This window comes from Maricaulis maris MCS10, assembly GCF_000014745.1.
In the GTDB taxonomy this organism is placed as follows: Bacteria; Pseudomonadota; Alphaproteobacteria; order Caulobacterales; family Maricaulaceae; genus Maricaulis; species Maricaulis maris_A.
Genome location: NC_008347.1, coordinates 1,867,504 through 1,882,104, shown reverse-complemented (window position 1 = coordinate 1,882,104; position 14,601 = coordinate 1,867,504). Strand labels below are relative to the sequence as shown.

Here is a 14,601-nt window from a genome sequence, read left to right as displayed (position 1 = left end):
GCACCTAAGGGTTGTATAATGTGTCTCCGGCGACGATGGTTTGCAAGACCCGTCCCTGGAAACGACGGCCGGCCCAGGCCGAATTGCCACGCGCCGAGGCGAAGCCATCCGGCTGGCACACCCAGGGCTTGTCGCCATCGATGAGAATGAGATCGGCCGGCGCGCCGACCGCGATACGTCCCTGGGGCAGGCCGAGCAGGTCGGCCGGGCCACAGGTCATGACCCGCAAGGCGTCGATCAGCTCCAGCTCGCCGTCATGAACCAGGCCCAGCATGGCGCCGAGCATGGTCTCGAGACTCAGCGTCCCGGCCATGGCCAGGGCGAACGGGTCGGCCTTGTCGTCGAACGGGGTGGGTCGATGGTCGGAGACCACGGCATCGATCTCGCCCGCAATGACCGCCTCGACCAGCGCCTGGCGGTCCGCTTCGCTGCGCAGGGGCGGGTCCATGCGAAAGGCGCTGTCCAGACCACCGGCATCCACCTCGTTGAGGGTCAGGTGGGCGATGGCCACCGTGGCCGCGATCTCGAGGTCGCGGCTGCGGACATGGCGCAGGGCGTCGAGCCCGGCCGCGGTCGAGAGGCGGTCGATCATCAACTTGCCGCCGGACAATTCAGCCAGGGCAGCATCCCGCTCGATGGCAATCCGTTCGGACACGGTCGGTTCCGACGGCAGTCCCATACGGGCCGACCAGTCGCTTTCCGTGACCACGCTGCCGCTGGACAGGCCGGCATCGGCCGGACGACAGGCCAGCCAGATATCGAACTGGCTGGTGTAGGAGAGGAGGCGGCGCATCAGGCGCGTATCGGCGATCGGTCGATCCCCCTGGCCGGCATAAACAGCCCCGCCGCGCACCATCAGGCCGATCTCGGCCATTTGTTCGCCCGCCAGGCCCTGGGTCGCGCCGCAAGCCGAGAGGATGCGGACGCTGCGCTGGCCAAGCCCCCGCGACATGCCGGCAAAGCCATCGGCCTTGTCCAGCGGCGAACGGGCATTGGGTGCCAGCACGATAGTGCCGAAGCCGCCGCTCATCGCGGCCGCACACAGCGTATCGACGGTTTCGCCGTCGGGCGTCAGGGCTGCTTCCTTGGCACAGCGAAGATCAATCAGGGCGGGGGCGAGTATGCGGCCCTTGGCGTCGATGACCTCGTCAGCGGCATCAAGATCCAGCTCACTGCCCATCTGGGCGATCACGCCGTCCTCGATCAGCACGCCGCCGGGGCCGTCATGGGCGGAGGCCGGGTCGACAAGGCGGGCATTGGTGATGGCCAGGCTCGTACTCATGCCGAGGCCTCCTTGCGGATATTGGCGCCGATCAGTTCAAGGATCGCCATGCGCACCGCAACGCCGCTCTCCACCTGTTCCAGGATCACGCTGCGCTCGGGATCATCGGCCAGCTTGGTATGGATTTCGACGCCGCGATTCATCGGCCCGGGATGCATGACCAGAACGTCCGGCGACGCCACTTCAAGGCGCTCATGGGTGAGGCCGAACAGGTGGAAGAATTCCCGTTCGGACGGCACGAAGCCGCCGGACATGCGCTCGCGCTGCTGGCGCAGGGCCATGACGGCGTCGCAGCCCTTCAACGCCTCGTCGAGATCGTGGAAGACGTCGCAGCCCCACTGGTCGACATCGGAGGGAAGCAGGGTGGGCGGCGCACACAGGCGGATCTCGGCGCCGAGAATGTTCAACAGGCCGATATTCGAGCGGGCCACCCGCGAATGCAGGATGTCGCCGACAATCAGGATGCGGCGGCCACCGACCGAGCCCCAGTGTTGCGACAGGGTGAAGCTGTCGAGCAGGGCCTGGGTCGGGTGTTCATGCATGCCGTCGCCGGCATTGACCACAGCCAGGCCGGTGTGATCGGCGAGGAATTGCGGCGCGCCGGTTGCCGAGTGGCGTACGACCATGATGTCGGGCTTCATGGCCGCGAGAGTCCGCGCCGTGTCCGACAGACTCTCGCCTTTGGAGGCGGAAGAATGGGCCACGGCAAAGTTGACCACATCAGCGCCGAGCCGCTTGCCCGCCATCTCGAACGAGCCTTGCGTTCGCGTCGAGGCCTCGAAGAAGAGGTTGAGCACGGTCAGGCCGCGCAGCACGTCAGAGCGCTTGTCCGGCGTCCGGTTGGTCGCCAGATGATGCGCGGCGCGCTCGAAAATGATCTGGATATCAACGGGGTTGAGGTCGGCCACCGATAAAAGGTGGCGGTGGGGGAAGTCGTAGGAAAATTCCGCGCGGCTCATCCCGTCTCCTGGGTCGCCAAGGGCACACAGATACGTCGTGCGGCGGTATAGGGGGTGTTGGGGGCAGGAGCAAGTGAGGGGTGAATTCTGTGCCGGCCCGGGCGCCTCGGCGCACACCCGCCCATACATCACTTGCCGAGATGGCGCCGCATCCGGGTTTTCAGGTCAAGGGGCGTGCCCGCTCCGCGGCCCTTTGGGCCCTTGACCTGAAAACCCGGATGCGGCCTGCTGGCTGACAAGTGATCTATGGATCAGTCTGCTGGCGCGGCCTCTCGACAGGAAACCATGACCAAACTCCGCCCCATGACGCCAACCGACGCGCCCGCCGTCCTCGCCATCTACGCCGAGGGCATCGCTACCGGTCACGCGACCTTCGAGAGCGCCGCGCCGGACTGGGTTCATTTCGACGAGGGCAAGCTTGCCGCACCGCGGCTGGTCTCACTGGACGGTGAAGGCGGGGTGACCGGCTGGGCCGCGCTCAGCCCGGTTTCTTCGCGCTGCGTCTATGGCGGGGTGGGCGAGGTCTCGGTCTATGTCGCGGAGGCTGCGCGCGGGAAGGGGCTGGGCCGCATCCTGTTGCAGGCCCTGGTTGATGGCTCGGAAGCGGAAGGCCTGTGGACGCTCACCGCCGGGATCTTCGCCGAGAACACGGCGTCCATCCGCATGCATGAGCAATGCGGCTTCGAGCGGCTTGGCGTCAGGTGCGGGCTTGGCAAGATGGGGCATGGCCCCATGGCCGGGCGATGGCGCGATGTGGTCCAGATGGAGCGGCGCAGCACAGTGGTCGGGATTGATTAGCGCTTGACGCCCGCGGCGGGTTCCAGTCTCGTTCTTGGCCATGAAAACACATGCAATAGCGCTCGCCGGCCTGGCATTCGGCGTGACGGTGCCCGCCATCGCGCAACCGGAAAACCCGACATGCTCCATCGAACTCATCGTCCTCGGCGTCGGCCAGGATGGCGGCGCGCCGCAGTTGGGCAATAGCGCGGATCCCGCATGGGAAGATCCGTCGCTGCGACGGCTGGCGACCTCGATCGCGCTGGTCGATCATCAGCTGGACGAGCGCTACCTGTTCGAGGCTACGCCGGACATCCGTGAACAGCTCTACCGCCTCGACCAGATTGCACCGACCGAACGGCGTCCCGGGCTGGACGGTATCTTCCTTACCCATGGCCATATGGGCCATTACACCGGGCTGATGTTCCTCGGGCATGAGAGCATGGGGGCGCAGGGCGTGCCGGTCTTCGCCATGCCGCGTATGGCCGACTATCTGACGAGCAACGGGCCCTGGAGCCAGCTGGTCCGCTATGAGAACATTGCGCTTCAACCCATGCACGATGGCGTTGCGGTCGAGGTTGGCCGCCTGTCCGTGACACCGATCGCCGTGCCGCACCGGCAGGAATTCACCGAGGTTGTCGGCTATCGCATCGACACGCCGGGTCTGAGCGCCTTCTTCCTGCCCGACATCGACAGCTGGGAGGAATGGGAGACCTGGCAAGACGGCACCGCCCTGCGCATCGAGGACGTTATCGCCAGCGTGGATGTCGCCTATCTCGACGCCACCTTCTTCGCCAATGGCGAGATCCTGGGGCGTGACATGTCGGGCTTCCCGCATCCAATGATCTCGCACTCGATGGCACGGTTCGCCGATCTGCCCGCCAGCGAGCGGGCCAAGATCCGCTTCATCCATTTCAACCACACCAACCCGGTCCGCTATCCCGATGCGCCGGAGCGGGATGTGGTGACAGAGGCCGGCTTCAACCTGGCTGACGAGGGCGAGCGGGTCTGTCTGGGGGATTGACCGTCAGGCACCGGGATTCCCCCTCATCCCCCCTTCGGGGACCTTCTCCCGCGAGGGGAGAAGGCGTATGAGCCGGCCGCTGGCAAGAACGCCCTCTCCCCTTGCGGGAGAGGGTGGCCCGAAGGGCCGGGTGAGGGGTCTGTTTGGCCAGAACCCAGGTCGAGGCGACGCGCCGGTGAGAAGCAGGGTGGTGAGCGGGATGCCTTAAATACCCGGCAGGCGCCCAATCCCGAAAAAGACCAGCGGTCCGATCATCAACTGGATAAAGACTGACAGGACCAACAAACGCGGCCGCGCCTTCACGGCGTTGACGTTGAGCCCGGCACCGGCAGCTAGCAGCGGGGGTTGCAGGCCCGCGCCATCCCGTTGTTACGCTGGACTTCGCTTTCGACCGGGCCGTCCGGCTGAGCCGGGCGCGGGGCTGCCGGTCCGCGCCCTCGACCGGCCGGATCTGCCGTCGCCCCGCTGTCGGTGTCGGTATAGCCGGATGCGCCCGTGCCGGAGCGTCCCCCCCGGCCACGTCCTGCCGGGTCCGCCGTAGCACCACTGTCCTGGTCGGTAACGCCCTGTGCGCCGGTGCCGCCTGATCCGCGGCCATTCCCGGCCGGATCAGCGGCGGCGCCGCTGTCACTATCGGTCAAGCCGGAGCTGCCTGCGCGCGCGCCGCCGCTGCGTCCATACCCGGCCGGATCCGCATAGGCCCCGCCATCCGAGTCCGATACGCCGGTATAGGTTTGTGCGGTCGCGCTACCGCTGACCAGTGCGCCGGCACCCGCCGCCAATGCGGTACCGGTCACCTGCATCAGAAACGAGCGGCGAGAGAGTGCGCCCTTGTGTGCCATGATAGTACCCCCGGACGACAAGATCCCGCTCGCCTGAGCAAGCCTGGTCCTTATTCGTAATTCGACCGGGCGAGACCGGCAAGCGGCGTCGATCCGGTCGCCTGGCGCAGTGCCTGCCTAGCCCAGCAACCACAGCCAGAACGGGATCGTGATGAAGCAGAACAGCGCGCTTGCTGTGATGTCACCGGCGGAATAGGGCGCGTCACCGCCCAATTGCTGGGCCAGCACATAGGCCGACGCCGCACCCGGTGAGGCACCGGTGAGGAGCAGGACGGTCAGGGGAATGCCGTCAATGCCGAAGGCGCGGCCGATGCCGTAGAAGACCAGCGGGCCGATCATCAGCTTGACGAAGACTGACAGGCCGAGCAGGCGTGGCCGGGCCCGCATGGCGGTGAAGTTCAGTCCCGCGCCGACCGCCAGCAGGATCAGCGGCAGCGCCGCCTGACCGGTCAGCGCAATGGTGTCGGCCAGCATCGTCGGAACCGGAATGTTGGCCAGGTTGACCACACCACCGGCAGCCGAGCCGAGGATCAGCGGATTGGTCAGAATGCGGTAGAGGATGGAGCGCCACTGCGGCGCTGCGCCGGTGCCCCAAACCGACAGGACGGCGACGCATTCCATATTCACCAGCGGGATCGAGGCGACCATCACCAGGGCTACCAGAACCTCGCCCTCGGCCCCGAACAGGGCGATGGCGATGGCGAGGATCAGCAGGCCATTCCAGCGACTGGTCGCCTGGAACAGCGAGGTGAAGGTCGGGTCGGGAACGCGCAGCACCGGCTTCAACGCCAGTGTCAGCGCCGCCATGGCGACAAAACCCAGCATCGCCGCGGCCATGAAACCGCCGAGCTCGATCTCGGACAGGTCGGCAAAGGCGATCGAGGAAAATAGGAGGGCCGGGGACAGTCCAAGATAGGCCAGCCGCGAAATCGGCCCCCAGCTCGTTTCCGGCAACAGGTTGGAGCGTCGCAATACCCATCCGAGAAAGATCACGCCGAAGACGGGGACGAGGGCGGTGATGATGGGGGTCATGGGCGCAGCATCTCCAGGCGGTCGAGCGCGGATTGCAATATGTTGGCGGCGGCGTGGGCGTCGATGATGTCCTTGCGCTTGTCACGGCGCACGCCCGCGGAAATCAGCTTCTCTTCGGCCTCGAAGGTCGAGAGGCGTTCGTCCTGGAAGGCGATGGGCAGGTCGCGCAGCCGCATCAGATTGCGGGCCATGGCACGCACCGACTGCACGCGCGGGCCTTCCGACCCGTCCATATTGACCGGCAGGCCCATCACGATGGCGACGGCCTGGCGCTCGTCCAGCAGGGCAAAGACACGCTCCGCATCGGCTGTGAACTTGGTCCGCTTGATGGTTTCCACCGGTGTCGAGAGGCCCCGCGAGGCACCGCAGGCCGCCACCCCGATGGTCTTGCTCCCCGGATCAAGGGCGATCAGGGGGCCATCGGGCAGGTCTTCCAGGGTCACAATCGGCATGATGGCGGGATGCGCTTTGCACGCGCGACCGTCAAGCTTTCTTGCACCTGCGAAAGGCGATTGCTACTCAGTCAGCTTCGAATTTCCGGAGTGATTTCCCATGTCCGTCACCGCTGATGATGTGCGCCGCATTGCGCGCCTCGCCCGCATCGCCGAACCAACCGATCGTATCGACACGCTGGTCGGCGAGCTCAATGGCATTCTGAGCTGGATCGAACAGCTCAATGAAGTGGATGTCGACGGCGTCGAGCCGATGACCACGCCGGTGAAATTCCCGCTGCCGCAGCGCGCGGACGAAGTCACCGACGGCAATTGCCGCGACAAGGTCCTGGCCAACGCGCCCAAGTCCGACGAAGGCTTCTTCGTTGTCCCGAAATCGGTGGAGTAGGTCATGAGCGAGCTTTTCAAACTCACCCTGTCCGACATCACCGCCAAGCTGAAGGCGCGTGAGGTCTCTGCTGTTGAACTGGCGACGGAAGGCCTGGCCCTGTGCGAAGCAGCCCAGCCCAAGCTGAATGCCTTCACCGCCTTTGACGCCGACAAGACGCTGGCCATGGCCAAGGCCTCCGACGAGAAACTCGCGCGCGGCGAGGGTGGTCTCATCGAAGGCGCACCGCTGGCGATCAAGGATTTGTTCGCGGTTGAAGGTGTCGAGACGGCAGCCTCCTCGAACATTCTCAAGGGCTTCAAGCCGACTTACGAGTCCAGCGTCACGGCCAAGCTGTGGGAAAACGGCGGCGTCTTCCTGTGCAAGACCTCGATGGACGAATTCGCGATGGGCTCGTCGAACGAGACCTCGAATACCGGTCCGGTCAATAATCCCTGGAAGGGCGCTAACGGCGAAATGCTGACGCCGGGCGGCTCCTCGGGCGGATCTGCGGCGGCTGTGGCGGCCGATCTCTGCTTTGGCGCCACGGGCACGGATACCGGCGGTTCGATCCGCCAGCCGGCCGCCTTTACCGGCACGGTCGGCGTGAAAGCCACCTATGGCCGAACCTCGCGCTGGGGCGCGGTGGCCTTTGCCTCCTCGCTTGATCATCCGGGTCCCTTCGCCAAGACGGTGAAGGATTCGGCGTTGATGCTGCAGGCCATGTCGGGTCATGACCCCAAGGATTCGACCTCGCTGCCGAACGATGTACCGGACTTCGTCGCGGCGGTCGGTCAGTCGGTGAAGGGTTTGCGCATTGGCGTTCCCAAGGAGTACCGGGTCGATGGCATGCCGGCCGAGATCGATGAGGCCTGGCAAAAGGGCATTGACTGGCTCAAGGCCGCCGGCTGCGAGATCGTCGACATCTCCCTGCCGCACACGAAATACGCCCTGCCAGCCTATTACATCGTCGCGCCGGCGGAGGCTTCCTCCAACCTCGCCCGCTATGACGGCATGCGCTATGGCAATCGCGTCGAGGGGACAAACCTCAATGCGACCTATGAAAACACCCGCGGTGCCGGTTTCGGCCATGAGGTCCAGCGCCGCATCATGATCGGCACCTATGTGCTCTCGGCCGGCTATTACGACGCCTATTACCTGCGCGCCCAGAAAGTGCGCACGCGCATCCTGCAGGATTTCGAACAGGCGTTTGAGAAGGTCGACGCCGTGCTGACCCCGTCCGCCCCGTCGGCCGCCTTCGCGCTGGGGTCGAAGTCGGATGATCCGATCGCCATGTATCTCAATGACGTCTTCACCGTCACCGCCAACCTGGCCGGCCTGCCGGCCATGTCGGTGCCGGCCGGTGTCGACAAGGACGGCCTGCCGCTGGGACTTCAGATCATCACCCCGGCGCTGGACGAGGAAACCATGTTCAAGGTCGGCGCGGCGATCGAGGATTCGGCCGGCTTCGTCGCCAAGCCGGAGAATTGGTGGGCGTGATGGACGCGGTGGGGCTTTGACACATGGGGATGCTCGGGCGCTTCATCTTGATTCTGGCTGGCGCAGCATTGGTGCTGGCGCTGATGATCGGATCGATGGCGCTGCTCGGGATCGGTGTCGGTTTCGGCGCCATTTTTGGTATCTGGGCCGTACGGACCGGGTTCGGTACGGCGGCAGGCGGCTCGATAGCCTCGACGCGACTCACCGGGCGGGTCGCAGAGGCCAGGCGGCGCCAGCGCTGGCGCCAGAAAGAGGAAGCGGCGGATGACTGACGAAGAGCGCAAGACCCCGGCCCCGCAAACACCGCCGGCCAAGCCCAATCGTGGCTTCATGATCCTGCTGGCCATACTCGGCCTCGCCTTCGGCCTGCCGACGGTCTATTCCGGCGGCGTGATGGTTGGCGGTGCATTCGGGGCGGGTGAGTTCCCGACCTTCGGTTTCATCGTCCAGCTGGCGCTGGGGCTGATGCTGGCCGGTTTCGGGCTGGCGGCGATGATCGCCGTGGTGAAGTCTTTCATGGGGCCGCGTGATGGCCAAGGCTGAACCTGCCCACCCGGCCATGAAGCTGGCGCGACCGAGTTTTCTGGTCGGCGCGCTCTTGCTGCTGGCCGGGGCGGTGGTGTTTCGCGGCATCGTGCCGCTTGAGCCGGCTGCTCTCTGGACCATCTTTCTGGTGGTGCCGGGGGTTGGCTTTTTGTTTTTCGGCCTGACCGTCACCATGGCGGGTCGGGTTCTGGTTGCGGCGATGAATACGCCGGAAGACGAACGTCCCGGATGGGATGACGACGAGGAAGATCGAGATGAGTGATCACAGCTACATCCTGCCGGGCGCGACCGGTGACTGGGAAGTCGTCATGGGCCTGGAGATCCACGCCCAGGTGGTCTCCAATGCCAAGCTCTTCTCCGGCGCGGCGACAGCCTTTGGCGCGGCGCCCAATACGCAGGTCTCGCTGGTCGATGCGGCGATGCCGGGCATGCTGCCGGTCATCAACAGCCATGTTGTCGAACAGGCGGTGAGGACGGGCCTCGGTCTCAATGCCCAGATCAATCTGATGTCGCGCTTTGACCGCAAGAATTATTTCTATCCCGACCTGCCGCAGGGCTATCAGATCAGCCAGTTCCAATTCCCGATCGTGGGTGAGGGCGAGATCGAGTGCGAACGCGATGATGGCTCGCGCTTCACGGTCGGTATCGAACGCCTGCACCTGGAACAGGATGCCGGCAAGTCGATCCATGATCTCGATCCCAATTCGACCTATGTCGATCTCAACCGCTCCGGCGTGGCGCTGATGGAAATCGTCTCCCGCCCGCATATCCGCTCGCCCGAGGAAGCCTCGGCCTATGTCGCCAAGCTGCGCACAATTTTGCGCTATCTGGGCACGTGTGGCGGTGACATGGAGAAGGGCCAGCTGCGCGCCGATGTGAACGTGTCGGTCTGTCGTCCCGGCCAGTATGAGAAATTCCGTGAGACGGGTGATTTCTCGCATCTGGGCACGCGCTGCGAGATCAAGAATGTCAATTCGCTGCGCTTCATCCGCCAAGCCATCGAATACGAGGCCCAGCGCCAGATCGACATCATCGAGGATGGCGGCAAGATCGACCAGGAAACCCGCCTGTTCGACGCCAATACCGGTGTGACCCGCTCCATGCGCTCGAAGGAAGAAGCCCACGATTATCGCTACTTCCCCGATCCCGACCTGCTGCCGCTTGAACTGCAGCAGTCTTTCGTCGACGAGATCAAGGCCGGCCTGCCCGAACTGCCGGACCAGAAGCGCGCCCGGCTCGTCTCCGAGCTCGGCCTGTCAGATTATGACGCCGCTGTCCTGTCGGCCGACAAGGATCGCGCCGATTACTACGAGATCGTCGCCGAAGGCCGCGACGCCAAGCTGGCCTCCTCCTGGGTCAATAACGAGCTTTATGGCCGCCTCAACAAGGAAGGCCTCGACATCACCGACAGCCCGGTCTCGGCGACACAGCTCGGTGGTCTGATCGCGCTCATCTCCGACGACACCATCTCCGGCAAGATCGCCAAGGACGTGTTCGAGATCCTGTGGAGTGAAGGCGGCGACCCGGCCAAGATCGTCGACGAGAAGGGCCTCAAACAGGTCACCGACACAGGCGCCATCGAAGCCGTCATCGACCAGCTCATCGCCGACAATCCCGACCAGGCCGCCCAAGTGAAAGAAAAGCCCAAGACCATGGGCTGGTTCGTCGGCCAGGTGATGAAAGCCATGCAGGGCAAGGCCAACCCGCAAGCCGTGAACGAGATATTGCGGAAGAAATTGCTGGGGTAGGTTTGCAGGACATGTCGCTGGAAGACGCGATCATGGAGGTCGATCCGACGGTCTTCGTGGATTGCTTGCGGTACGACCAGAACGGTTGCGAGGACATTATATCCTCGGTCGCGGTGCCCCGCGCGGAGCGCGAGGCAGTCATCAAGGCTGTGTCAGGTCATTTCCGTCACCTCGACCTGGCTGAACTCGACGTCCTGCCGCCCGAAACCAGGGGTGAGATTCGTTCAAAGTCTTCGGGTGCGGTGTTCGCCAGCGTGCGGATTTTGAGCTATCCCACGCACACCAATCGCGAACTCACGCTCATGCTGGCCGGGGAAAAACCCTTCGCCACGTTTCATCTCGGTCCCGGAGAGGTGCTGGATGACGCCATGTTCCAGCCACAGCACTTTGAGCAGCACGTCGAGGTCGGGAGAATTGTGCGGTTTGAAAGCCTATTGGGACGTGAGACCAGCGAGCAGGGCCGCTGTATCATGTTCGCGCTCCCCGGCGAGGAGTGGCGCTTCAAAGCCTATGAAATGCTCTACCTCCATGGCTGTCGGTACGGGTTTTCCGTCTATATGGAACCTCTCTTCGGGGCGCTCTATGGCTATACCGAAGCGCAGAACAATGAGTTCGCTCGCCTGGATGCCTGCCTCCGTGGCAGCGACTGGCGGCCTTAGGGGCGTGATTGCCTGGAGGGATCAGGCTGTGAGTGCCGCCGCTTACCCCCTCATCCTCCCTTCGGGGACCTTCTCCCGCGAGGGGAGAAGGCCTATGCGCCCGCCGCTGGCAAGAACGCCCTCTCCCCTTGCGGGAGAGGGTGGCCCGGAGGGCCGGGTGAGGGGTTGGTTCAGCCAGGCTGGCTGTCCTTGTCCGGATGCGTCACCCAGTGCAGCGTCTCGCCAATGACCTCCATCACCGCATCCGTGCGTTTGAGAATGTGCCGGTTCCAGAACCGCAAGACCGTGAAACCTTGCGCTTCCAGCCAAGCGGTTCGCTCGGCGTCTTCCGGCTCAAGGTCGGCATGCTGGCCGCCATCGGCCTCGATGATCAGCCGGGCCTCGAAGCAGACGAAGTCGACGATATAGGGTCCGATCGGAATCTGTCGGCGAAACTTGGCGCCGGTCAGTTTGCGATTGCGCAAGCGTGACCACAGCCGGGCCTCGGCCGGGGTCTGGGCGGTGCGCATGCGGCGCGCAAAACTGCCGAGCCGGTAGTTCATGACTGTGGATTAGCAAATTCTGGCCGGGACCTCGCGTGACCGGCCTCACGCGCCCCCTCATCCTCCCTTCGGGGACCTTCTCCCGCGAGGGGAGAAGGCCTATGCGCCCGCCGCTGGCAAGAACGCCCTCTCCCCTTGCGGGAGAGGGTGGCCCGAAGGGCCGGGTGAGGGGGAAGGGGACTCGCTCCCATCCCCCCAATAATGCTACCTCTTTGAAATCAGGGGGAGGGAGCGTCAGATGACCACACCGCAGGATGACAGTGCGCTGGATGAACTTCTGCCGATGGAAGTTCTCGAGGGCCGCGCGCGTGAGGCCTGGGACTGGCTGTTGGCCAGCCTGCTCAATCTCGATGTCGCCATCCAGATGGGTCTTGTCCTGGCGGCCTTTGTCCCGGCGCTGATTTTCGGGCCGCGCTTGCGTCATGTCGTCGAGGGGCTGGCGGGCGCGCGTATCAAGACCGGTCTGGCGCGGCGCCTTCTGACCGCTGCCATATCGCTGGCGACACCGCTCGCCCTGGTCGCGGTTCTGGCCATTATCCGCATTGTCCTGGGGGCGATCGACCAACCCTTCGCCCTGATCGACGCTGCCATGAGCCTGATGACCGCCTGGCTGGTCATCCGCGCCGTAACCCTGATCATTCGTTCGCGTTTCTGGTCCAAGGTCGCCTTCTATGTCGCCTGGCCGGTGGCGGCGCTGGACGTGTTCGGCCTGCTCGATGATGTCGTGATGCAATTGCAGGCCCTGGCCATTCCGCTCGGCGAAACCGAGGATGGCGAGCCGGTCGACCTGTCCCTGTTCGATGTCCTGCGGACGCTGATCTATTTCGGCGTCCTGTTCTGGCTGGCCTCGCTGGCCGGGCGGACGGTCAATGCGCAGCTCCAGCGCGCCGACGAGATTTCACCGGCCTTGCGGGCGCTCATTGCCAAGATACTGGGCTTCGCCCTGCCGATCATTGCCTTGCTGATCGCGCTGCAGCTGACCGGGTTCAACCTCGCCACGCTGGCGATTTTCTCGGGCGCTGTCGGTATCGGTGTCGGTCTCGGCCTGCAAAAGACCGTCGCCAATTTTGCCGCCGGTTTCACCCTGCTGGCCGACAAGTCGATCAAGCCCGGCGATGCGCTGGAAGTCGACGGCCAGTTCGGCTGGGTGACCGGGATGGAGTCGCGCTATGTCTCGCTGCGCACCCGCGATGGCACCGAGCACCTGATCCCGAACGAGCACTTCATTGCCAATGGCGTGATCAACTGGTCCAAGTCGGACAAGGTCGTGCGCCAGCATGCGCCTTTCGGCGTCTCCTATGACACGCTCGATCTGGAGCGCGTCCAGGCCATTGCCATCGAGGCGGCCAAGACGGTGCCGCGGGTGGTCTCGGACAAGGAACCGGTCTGCAATCTGATGGATTTCGGCGACAGCTCGGTCAATTTCGACCTGCGCTTCTGGATTTCCGACCCGGAGAACGGGCTGGCCAATGTGCGCAGCGACGTCAATGTCGCCGTCTGGAAGGCTTTCCACGAGCACGGTGTGGAATTCCCCTATCCGCAGATCGACATCCATGTCCGCGACATGCCGGCCGGGATGAAAAAGCCGGGCGCGACGAAGGCGGACTGACCGGATCGATCTCTGCGTGCATGATCCACATTCAAATATGTTGGATTAAAAAATCGTCATGGGTGCACGGTCTTAGGGAATGGGTAATGCAACCTGTGGATATTTTTGCAGGTCGAAACGTTGGCGGGGCACAGACCGACCAGCGACCGGCGGATCAGACCTGAAGGGGCACGGTCATGGGGAGCGTGCCCCTTTTTCTTGCCGGGCCCCTTCGCCCCGCACGCCTGGTCTGACAGCTGCCCTGTCCTGGGCGTCGGAGCCGAAGCCTATTTCAACAGGCCGATCTCGCGAAGGCGCTGGTTGAGGAAATCATTGGCGCGCATCGGCTCGGGATATTTGTCCGGATTGTCCGGCCCGGCACAGCCCGGCAGCGTCTCGATCATGTAGTCGGGACGGTAGTGCAGGAAAAACGGCAGGGAATAGCGCGAAAAGCCGGTACGGGCACCGGCCGGATTGATCACCCGGTGCTGGGTCGAGGGCAGGACATCATTGGTCGAGCGCGCCAGCATGTCGCCCATATTGACGACCAGGCAGCCGGGCGGCGGGTTCATGTCGATCCACTCGCCATCCCGGGTCATCACCTGCAGGCCCGGCTCCTCGGCGCCCAGAAGCAGGGTGATGGTGTTGATGTCGCCATGCGCCTCGGCCCGGATTGATCCGCCCGGATCGCCGGTGACCGGCGGATAGTGCAGCAGGCGCATCACCGAATTGCCGTCCTTGACCGTGTCGTCGAAAAAGGTCTCCTCAAGCCCGAGATCCAGTGCGATGGCGCGCAACACCTGGACGCCAAGCGCATCGAACGCGCCGTAAAGACCGTGCACGGTCTCGCGCCAGCCCTCGACTTCGGCCGGAACCAGATTGGGGGCCATGTCGGCCTCATATTTGTGACCGGCGGGCAGGTCGCGACCGACATGCCAGAATTCCTTCAGGTCGACATGTTTGGCGTCCTTGGCGATCTCCTTGCCGAACGGCGTATAACCGCGAGCGCCGCCACCGCCTTCGACCAGATAGGCCAGCTTGGTCTCTTCCGGCAGGGCGAAGAATTGCGCCGCCTTGTCATAGGCCGCCTGGATCAGGGCCGGGTCGAGGCCGTGATCGGAGATCGCGGCAAAGCCGAATTCGCGAAAGCTGCGACCCAGCTCGGCGGCAAAGCGGGCCTTGTCGGTATGGGCCAGCGCCATCGAAACGGGCGCAAAGCGGGAGAGGGTATCGGACGGCATGGTGAGCGGGCTCCTGGCGACGGTTCGATGGAAATAAGCCGC

17 protein-coding genes are annotated in these 14,601 nt (G+C 64.4%); 10 read left to right on the top strand and 7 right to left on the bottom strand.

The genetic code is table 11. From position 1 onward, the window contains the following. Positions 1–4: 4 nt before the first annotated feature. Together MMAR10_RS08885 and MMAR10_RS08880 are read right to left on the bottom strand one after the other, a co-directional pair. On the bottom strand, positions 5–1,282 hold the full coding sequence (locus tag MMAR10_RS08885) for a dihydroorotase (RefSeq protein ID WP_011643652.1): 1,278 nt from the start codon (positions 1,280–1,282) through the stop codon (positions 5–7). Next, the gene (locus MMAR10_RS08880; RefSeq protein WP_011643651.1) at positions 1,279–2,241 is read right to left on the bottom strand and encodes an aspartate carbamoyltransferase catalytic subunit; all 963 of its coding nucleotides are present in this window, start codon (positions 2,239–2,241) and stop codon (positions 1,279–1,281) included. The genes MMAR10_RS08885 and MMAR10_RS08880 overlap by 4 nt, the downstream gene beginning before the upstream one ends. Before the next feature lie 285 nt (positions 2,242–2,526). On the opposite strand from MMAR10_RS08880, the gene MMAR10_RS08875 reads away from it, so the two are divergent. After that, positions 2,527–3,039, top strand: a complete 513-nt coding sequence (locus MMAR10_RS08875) for a GNAT family N-acetyltransferase (protein ID WP_011643650.1) — start codon at positions 2,527–2,529, stop codon at positions 3,037–3,039. Positions 3,040–3,079: 40 nt separating this feature from the next. Further along, complete coding sequence (locus MMAR10_RS08870; RefSeq protein ID WP_011643649.1) at positions 3,080–4,042, top strand: MBL fold metallo-hydrolase; 963 nt, start codon at positions 3,080–3,082, stop codon at positions 4,040–4,042. 332 nt (positions 4,043–4,374) lie between these two features. Here the strand turns inward: MMAR10_RS08870 and MMAR10_RS08865 are convergent, their stop codons facing one another. From MMAR10_RS08865 to ruvX, 3 genes are all read right to left on the bottom strand, one after another. Then, positions 4,375–4,884 carry a hypothetical protein gene (locus MMAR10_RS08865; RefSeq protein WP_011643648.1) on the bottom strand — a complete coding sequence of 170 codons (510 nt, stop codon included), beginning with the start codon at positions 4,882–4,884 and terminating at the stop codon, positions 4,375–4,377. Between the two features lie 117 nt (positions 4,885–5,001). Beyond that, positions 5,002–5,916, bottom strand: coding sequence for an AEC family transporter (locus tag MMAR10_RS08860; RefSeq protein ID WP_011643647.1), 915 nt, complete (start codon positions 5,914–5,916; stop codon positions 5,002–5,004). Next, positions 5,913–6,368 carry a Holliday junction resolvase RuvX gene (gene ruvX / locus MMAR10_RS08855; protein ID WP_011643646.1) on the bottom strand — a complete coding sequence of 152 codons (456 nt, stop codon included), beginning with the start codon at positions 6,366–6,368 and terminating at the stop codon, positions 5,913–5,915. The genes MMAR10_RS08860 and ruvX overlap by 4 nt, the downstream gene beginning before the upstream one ends. A gap of 100 nt (positions 6,369–6,468) precedes the next feature. Here ruvX and gatC point away from each other — a divergent pair, with 100 nt between their 5' ends. The 7 genes from gatC to MMAR10_RS16175 are packed head-to-tail and all read left to right on the top strand — an operon-like array spanning position 6,469 to position 11,188. Next, complete coding sequence (gene gatC, locus MMAR10_RS08850; protein ID WP_011643645.1) at positions 6,469–6,756, top strand: Asp-tRNA(Asn)/Glu-tRNA(Gln) amidotransferase subunit GatC; 288 nt, start codon at positions 6,469–6,471, stop codon at positions 6,754–6,756. A gap of 3 nt (positions 6,757–6,759) precedes the next feature. Further along, positions 6,760–8,235 carry an Asp-tRNA(Asn)/Glu-tRNA(Gln) amidotransferase subunit GatA gene (gene gatA, locus MMAR10_RS08845; RefSeq protein ID WP_011643644.1) on the top strand — a complete coding sequence of 492 codons (1,476 nt, stop codon included), beginning with the start codon at positions 6,760–6,762 and terminating at the stop codon, positions 8,233–8,235. Positions 8,236–8,258: 23 nt separating this feature from the next. After that, the gene (locus MMAR10_RS08840) at positions 8,259–8,507 is read left to right on the top strand and encodes a hypothetical protein (RefSeq protein ID WP_011643643.1); all 249 of its coding nucleotides are present in this window, start codon (positions 8,259–8,261) and stop codon (positions 8,505–8,507) included. After that, complete coding sequence (locus tag MMAR10_RS08835; RefSeq protein ID WP_011643642.1) at positions 8,500–8,778, top strand: hypothetical protein; 279 nt, start codon at positions 8,500–8,502, stop codon at positions 8,776–8,778. The genes MMAR10_RS08840 and MMAR10_RS08835 overlap by 8 nt, the downstream gene beginning before the upstream one ends. Continuing rightward, on the top strand, positions 8,765–9,043 hold the full coding sequence (locus tag MMAR10_RS08830; RefSeq protein WP_011643641.1) for a hypothetical protein: 279 nt from the start codon (positions 8,765–8,767) through the stop codon (positions 9,041–9,043). The genes MMAR10_RS08835 and MMAR10_RS08830 overlap by 14 nt, the downstream gene beginning before the upstream one ends. Then, the gene (gene gatB, locus MMAR10_RS08825; protein WP_011643640.1) at positions 9,036–10,529 is read left to right on the top strand and encodes an Asp-tRNA(Asn)/Glu-tRNA(Gln) amidotransferase subunit GatB; all 1,494 of its coding nucleotides are present in this window, start codon (positions 9,036–9,038) and stop codon (positions 10,527–10,529) included. Before MMAR10_RS08830 ends, gatB begins: the two co-directional genes overlap by 8 nt. 11 nt (positions 10,530–10,540) lie before the next feature. After that, positions 10,541–11,188: a hypothetical protein gene (locus MMAR10_RS16175; RefSeq protein WP_011643639.1), complete on the top strand. Its 648-nt coding sequence runs from the start codon at positions 10,541–10,543 to the stop codon at positions 11,186–11,188. A 170-nt stretch (positions 11,189–11,358) separates the two neighbouring features. Here the strand turns inward: MMAR10_RS16175 and MMAR10_RS08815 are convergent, their stop codons facing one another. Further along, complete coding sequence (locus tag MMAR10_RS08815; RefSeq protein WP_011643508.1) at positions 11,359–11,730, bottom strand: endonuclease domain-containing protein; 372 nt, start codon at positions 11,728–11,730, stop codon at positions 11,359–11,361. A gap of 238 nt (positions 11,731–11,968) precedes the next feature. On the opposite strand from MMAR10_RS08815, the gene MMAR10_RS08810 reads away from it, so the two are divergent. Further along, a complete protein-coding gene (locus tag MMAR10_RS08810; protein WP_011643638.1) occupies positions 11,969–13,339 on the top strand; it encodes a mechanosensitive ion channel family protein in 1,371 nt (456 codons plus the stop codon). A 266-nt stretch (positions 13,340–13,605) separates the two neighbouring features. On the opposite strand, the gene MMAR10_RS08805 is transcribed toward MMAR10_RS08810, so the two are convergent. Continuing rightward, positions 13,606–14,559, bottom strand: coding sequence for an isopenicillin N synthase family dioxygenase (locus MMAR10_RS08805; protein WP_011643637.1), 954 nt, complete (start codon positions 14,557–14,559; stop codon positions 13,606–13,608). Positions 14,560–14,601 lie beyond the last annotated feature (42 nt).

Bases quoted from the DNA above. Each gene is read 5' to 3' on its own strand.
- MMAR10_RS08875 (WP_011643650.1), top strand. From the start codon at position 2,527: ATGACCAAACTCCGCCCCATGACGCCAACCGACGCGCCCGCCGTCCTC.
- MMAR10_RS08885 (WP_011643652.1), bottom strand. From the start codon at position 1,282: ATGAGTACGAGCCTGGCCATCACCAATGCCCGCCTTGTCGACCCGGCC.
- MMAR10_RS08865 (WP_011643648.1), bottom strand. From the start codon at position 4,884: ATGGCACACAAGGGCGCACTCTCTCGCCGCTCGTTTCTGATGCAGGTG.
- gatC (WP_011643645.1), top strand. From the start codon at position 6,469: ATGTCCGTCACCGCTGATGATGTGCGCCGCATTGCGCGCCTCGCCCGC.
- MMAR10_RS08880 (WP_011643651.1), bottom strand. From the start codon at position 2,241: ATGAGCCGCGCGGAATTTTCCTACGACTTCCCCCACCGCCACCTTTTA.
- MMAR10_RS08870 (WP_011643649.1), top strand. From the start codon at position 3,080: ATGAAAACACATGCAATAGCGCTCGCCGGCCTGGCATTCGGCGTGACG.
- MMAR10_RS16175 (WP_011643639.1), top strand. From the start codon at position 10,541: ATGTCGCTGGAAGACGCGATCATGGAGGTCGATCCGACGGTCTTCGTG.
- MMAR10_RS08810 (WP_011643638.1), top strand. From the start codon at position 11,969: ATGACCACACCGCAGGATGACAGTGCGCTGGATGAACTTCTGCCGATG.
- MMAR10_RS08840 (WP_011643643.1), top strand. From the start codon at position 8,259: ATGGGGATGCTCGGGCGCTTCATCTTGATTCTGGCTGGCGCAGCATTG.
- MMAR10_RS08815 (WP_011643508.1), bottom strand. From the start codon at position 11,730: ATGAACTACCGGCTCGGCAGTTTTGCGCGCCGCATGCGCACCGCCCAG.
- gatA (WP_011643644.1), top strand. From the start codon at position 6,760: ATGAGCGAGCTTTTCAAACTCACCCTGTCCGACATCACCGCCAAGCTG.
- MMAR10_RS08805 (WP_011643637.1), bottom strand. From the start codon at position 14,559: ATGCCGTCCGATACCCTCTCCCGCTTTGCGCCCGTTTCGATGGCGCTG.
- MMAR10_RS08830 (WP_011643641.1), top strand. From the start codon at position 8,765: ATGGCCAAGGCTGAACCTGCCCACCCGGCCATGAAGCTGGCGCGACCG.
- gatB (WP_011643640.1), top strand. From the start codon at position 9,036: ATGAGTGATCACAGCTACATCCTGCCGGGCGCGACCGGTGACTGGGAA.
- ruvX (WP_011643646.1), bottom strand. From the start codon at position 6,368: ATGCCGATTGTGACCCTGGAAGACCTGCCCGATGGCCCCCTGATCGCC.
- MMAR10_RS08835 (WP_011643642.1), top strand. From the start codon at position 8,500: ATGACTGACGAAGAGCGCAAGACCCCGGCCCCGCAAACACCGCCGGCC.
- MMAR10_RS08860 (WP_011643647.1), bottom strand. From the start codon at position 5,916: ATGACCCCCATCATCACCGCCCTCGTCCCCGTCTTCGGCGTGATCTTT.